The 4,439-nt window shown below is 45.1% G+C and carries 3 protein-coding genes; all 3 read left to right on the top strand.

What is annotated here, in order from left to right; translation table 11 throughout:
* Positions 1-82 precede the first annotated feature (82 nt).
* The 3 genes from ACYVEA_RS34215 (at position 83) to ACYVEA_RS34205 (ending at position 4,345) form a co-directional block, all read left to right on the top strand.
* Positions 83-1,504, top strand: a complete 1,422-nt coding sequence (locus tag ACYVEA_RS34215) for a hypothetical protein (RefSeq protein ID WP_461117878.1) — start codon at positions 83-85, stop codon at positions 1,502-1,504.
* Positions 1,505-1,971: 467 nt separating this feature from the next.
* On the top strand, positions 1,972-3,360 hold the full coding sequence (locus ACYVEA_RS34210; RefSeq protein WP_461117877.1) for a hypothetical protein: 1,389 nt from the start codon (positions 1,972-1,974) through the stop codon (positions 3,358-3,360).
* Between the two features lie 31 nt (positions 3,361-3,391).
* On the top strand, positions 3,392-4,345 hold the full coding sequence (locus ACYVEA_RS34205; protein ID WP_461117876.1) for a hypothetical protein: 954 nt from the start codon (positions 3,392-3,394) through the stop codon (positions 4,343-4,345).
* Positions 4,346-4,439 lie beyond the last annotated feature (94 nt).

Below are 4,439 nucleotides of genomic sequence, written 5' to 3'. Positions count from 1 at the left end.
TGTTTTATGCCGTCTGGTTAGCACTAGGGGCAGTTGGTCACGAGTTGTTCATTCAATTCAGCCCGTTTAAATGAAACTAAATGTGTCCCTATACTTAGCTTCCTTTAATGCGTATGGCTTTTTGTCCCCCATCCCCTGGATTACCAATAATCGGATACGGACTGATTTAGACATTAATGCGTCAGCGAATCAGCAAACAAGCCAACTTATTCATTTAAAAATATATTCTTCCTGGACGATTCTCTCCCTGATAACTATTAATATCACCTTGTTCGATCAGGGAATTAATGGCCCAGCCATCCCGGCATATGACGGTGCTACCGGAGGCACCTATCCTTTATCCGCATATATAGGGACAAATTTTAATCCATCAGGGACATTTAAGGTGTTATGGTTTCTTCAGGCTGGGTATTCGATCAGTTTAGTCAACGAGTTTTGTTTTGTACCCACTGCCAGCGCCCTTGATGTAACGACGTTTGATGCTTCCAGCCTGACAGCCGTTTATGTGGATGCCATTAGTCCCGCTAATCCCTCCCGGTTAGGCAAATTCATTGCTCAGGAAGCCTTTAGTAGGCCAAATACTTCGACAACGGTTTATAATGAAGCGCACATCCGCTATACAGCCCGGAATGGGCAATGGATCTTTAATGAAATGGAAAATCCGGGTACGAATACGGTGCATTGTACCAGCGAATGCCCCGTATCCGGACTCAGTATTAGTGGACCGGAATTACTGTGTAGTACCGCAACCTATGCCATCAGTCCAACCTTAGCTGGCGCTGCTTTCTCCTGGGCCTCTTCGAATGGGAGCGTTGCATCGATTGATGCCAGCTCCGGAGCGGCAGCCTTCGTAAGCAGAGGACCGGCCACGATCTCAACGAGCATTAACGGTTGTTCCATAAGCGGGCTCACTAAAGCGATATGGGTGGGAACTCCCAAAGTAGATTACTTCACGGCCAATAGTCAGACCAGTATTGGTTCCATGTGTTTAGGCAATAGCCAATACATTGAAACCCATGCGTCAGGCTCACCAACCTACTTCCATTGGTTTATCAGCAGCGGGAATGCGGGCAATGCTTATTTAACGGATTATAGCAATGGAAGTGCTTCCTTTAACACGTATACGGCCGATTGCTATGGGTTAACGCTAGACATGTCAAATGGATGTGGTACCTCCTCGGATGGTGTATCGATCTGTGCTAACAATTGCTTCTCGGCGTATAAAATTTACCCTAACCCCGCCAAAAATTATCTTTCCGTCGAGTTTGAAAAGGCCGAACAGGCGGAATCCCTGCCTGACCGATTGGAATTGTTTCGCGAACATGCTACCAAACCCATTCAGTCGATTGACGTGCAGGATGCATATCGGTCGAAAGCGTTAAAACAGGGGAATATCCTTGAGTTTACCGTTAAGGAATTACCGCGAGGAACCTATTATTTACACGTTGTAAATAGCCGACGAAAGGATAAATCGACCGATTCAATTCGAATCCTTCTTGAGTAAAAGAGGAATCTACTTCATTACGTGAAAAAAGTAGTGGATGAATAAGGCCGTAAAAAGTGGCCACCCATGCAGCGCTACCGCTAGGGCCTTATTCATCCGCTTATCTTACAGCTATTACGATCAGAAATTGTCTACTTTTTATGGCTATTACTTACTCGCTAATCGCTTGTAAACACTCGGAACCAGCAAGTCAGGGTTCAGCTCCAGACCTGATTACGGGCTTGACTCACCTTAATGGTTTGTCAACTTCTATAAGGCTTCCCGTTTGTAGTTGGTTAGTAAATGCCTCTAAATCAGCTTTTAGCGAGTGCTCCTGTGTTTTCTAAGTACTTATACCTAATCTAAATATACCGTTCCATAAATTGATAAACAATAAAGCATAAAATTGCATTTTAGAGCTACACAATTTTATGATATCGCTTCATTGTTTATAAGTTATCTTCCTTTAATCCTAAAACTTAATAACAATGAACTCAGCAATCCTTATCTCCCTACTGATTGCCTCAAGTACCTCTGGTACTATGAGCGATCGCCCAACTCAACCCCTAAAAACCGTAGATGGTAGTCCTGTATCCTTAGTCAGGAAAGCTGCGGATACCGTATATCGGCCAGTCAAGCCTGATATAGTTGTCCCCCCTGTTTCAGTAGTACCCGATTTATCCTTTTTAAGTAAACAAGCTGGCAAGACCACCATTAAATACGTAGCTGTCGGTGGAAAACTATCTAGTGGCTTTCGCGATGGCGGTCTGTATCGAGAAGGGCAGTTGACGGCTTTTCCGAATTTGATAGCCCACCAGATGGGAATTGATTCGTTTCAGTCTCCACTCTTTGATCCTGCTCAGGGAAATGGGACTGGTTACTCGGTTATGACTACTAAATCTCCATATCCCATATGGAAACAGGTTGAAAATAATCGGGCGATTAGTCAAGAAAAACCATTAAAGTTAGTTAAATATGCGAATGGTATTCCAGATAATCTGGCGTTCCCGGAAGGGCCGAGCTTTGTGGCGGCTATGCCTGATAACATGATTAGTGTTTATCCAACACAACGTGATTATCTTGCTTATTATCAGCGAATATTGACGCCTAACGAGGAGAACAGAGTCGGCTTGCTGTCAATAATCACCCAGAAAAAGCCGGACTTCTGCACCTTCGAGATTCGGACCGATGAGTTTATGGGCCTGGCTGAACGACCCATTAATCTCTCAACCACGTATCTGATGAGCAGTCTGGATGAGGGCGTGGTAGATCAGAATATCCTTCTGCTTAAAAACGAGGGCACAAAACTGGTATTATTCACCGTACCTCCCATTTTAGACCTGCCCTATTTTCATGTTTTCCCAGTAAACGATTTACTGGACAGAAATCCGGAGGTGTTTGTTCGCTACAAAAACAATCATATCAATCCAGTAAAGGCTGACCGGACAACGTTGCTATTACCTACCGAAGCCATCCGAAAAACATTTTTAGGCCAGTCGGATCAGGGACTATCCAATGCTAATCCCTTTGCGGACGAAGACGTTATCTCAGCTGATGAGGCTACAGACTTTCGGGCAGGAATAAGTTTCTACAACGAGTACTACATCCGCCGAGCGGCTAAGAAACACAACATACCTCTTGTGGATCTGGATAAAGTCTACCAAAAGATTTTGAGTAATGGATATATCTCTGACGATGGGACGCCGGTGTCAGGCACGTTTCCGGGAGGTGACTTTTTCTCCTCAGATGGCCGGTCGCCTTCGGCCATTGGTCAGGCGGTCATTGCCAATGAGACGATCAAAGTGATCAATCAACACTACGCTACCAAAATTCCCCTTATTGATCTGAAACGCTTCAAGCTAAGTTTGCCGCAATAAGTCTGTTCAACCAATACTAATTCTTACTCCCATGAAAAAGCTCGTTTTATTCTTAACGCTGCTACTGGGCAGCCTTCATTCGACAAGTAGCTTCGCGCAATTTCTTTCTCTGTCCTGGCCATTGGATCGCTCGGTGATTCAGCAAGCCGGAGGTTATGGCAGCGTTTACGTCGCTGGTCAGCTCGTAGGATGTCCCGACGGGTACGACAGATTACAGATGCGGATTGAGCGATTAGACAAATATGGCTCGTACGCAAGTTTAGTTCAGGATTATACGGATATTTCCCGGGACAATGGCGGGATGGGACTATATCGCGAAGAAGCCTATCTATCCAGTGGTTGGTATCACATTATTGTCAAAGCCATTAACGGGGGTGGGGGTATCGTGGCCATCAATGATGTTAGATTTGGCGTGGGTAATGTGTTCATTATCGCTGGACAGTCCAATGCGCAGAGTATTATAAACTCTGGAAGTCCAGCCGTAAATGCCACCTTACCATCGGATACGCCTTACGATTGTGTGGTATCCAACAACTGGATTGGTGACTGTGATTGGGTAACGTCCACTTCGCCCAATTATATACCTTTACCCTTGTTCCCTGTATTCCAAAGATTGTGGAATGGAAATAAGATTGCTCCTACAGGCTATAATAACTGGGCTTATACCCGGCTTGGCAATCTACAAGTCGATAATACCGGAGCGCCGGTAGCTTTCTTCAACGTTGCTTACGGCGGTACCGACATTGCTGCCTGGAAGAATAGCGCGGATGGTAACCCAGTGAGTGGTATGGCTGGTATTGGCTGGCCTTGTTCACCAGCAGCTAACAAAAATCTTCCCGACAATTCAGGATTACCCTATCTTAAATTAAAACATGCCTTAAATTATTATGGCAGCTTGTTCGGAGCAAGAGGGGTACTGTGGCACCAGGGAGAAGCTGAAACAGATCACGCCCATGCAACAAATGGGAGCTACAATTCCGATTAAGTATAGGGACACATTTAGTTTCATTTAAACGGGCTGAATTGAATGAACAACTCGTGACCAACTGCCCCTAGTGCTAACCAGACGGCATAAAACA

This window comes from Spirosoma jeollabukense (genome assembly GCF_054777855.1).
The sequence above is the reverse complement of the archived record's forward strand: the minus strand, read 5'-3'. Positions and strand labels throughout refer to the sequence as shown.

What these genes read in the sequence shown, in the direction of transcription:
- ACYVEA_RS34205 (WP_461117876.1), top strand. Translation starts at nt 3,392, where the DNA reads ATGAAAAAGCTCGTTTTATTCTTAACGCTGCTACTGGGCAGCCTTCAT.
- ACYVEA_RS34210 (WP_461117877.1), top strand. Translation starts at nt 1,972, where the DNA reads ATGAACTCAGCAATCCTTATCTCCCTACTGATTGCCTCAAGTACCTCT.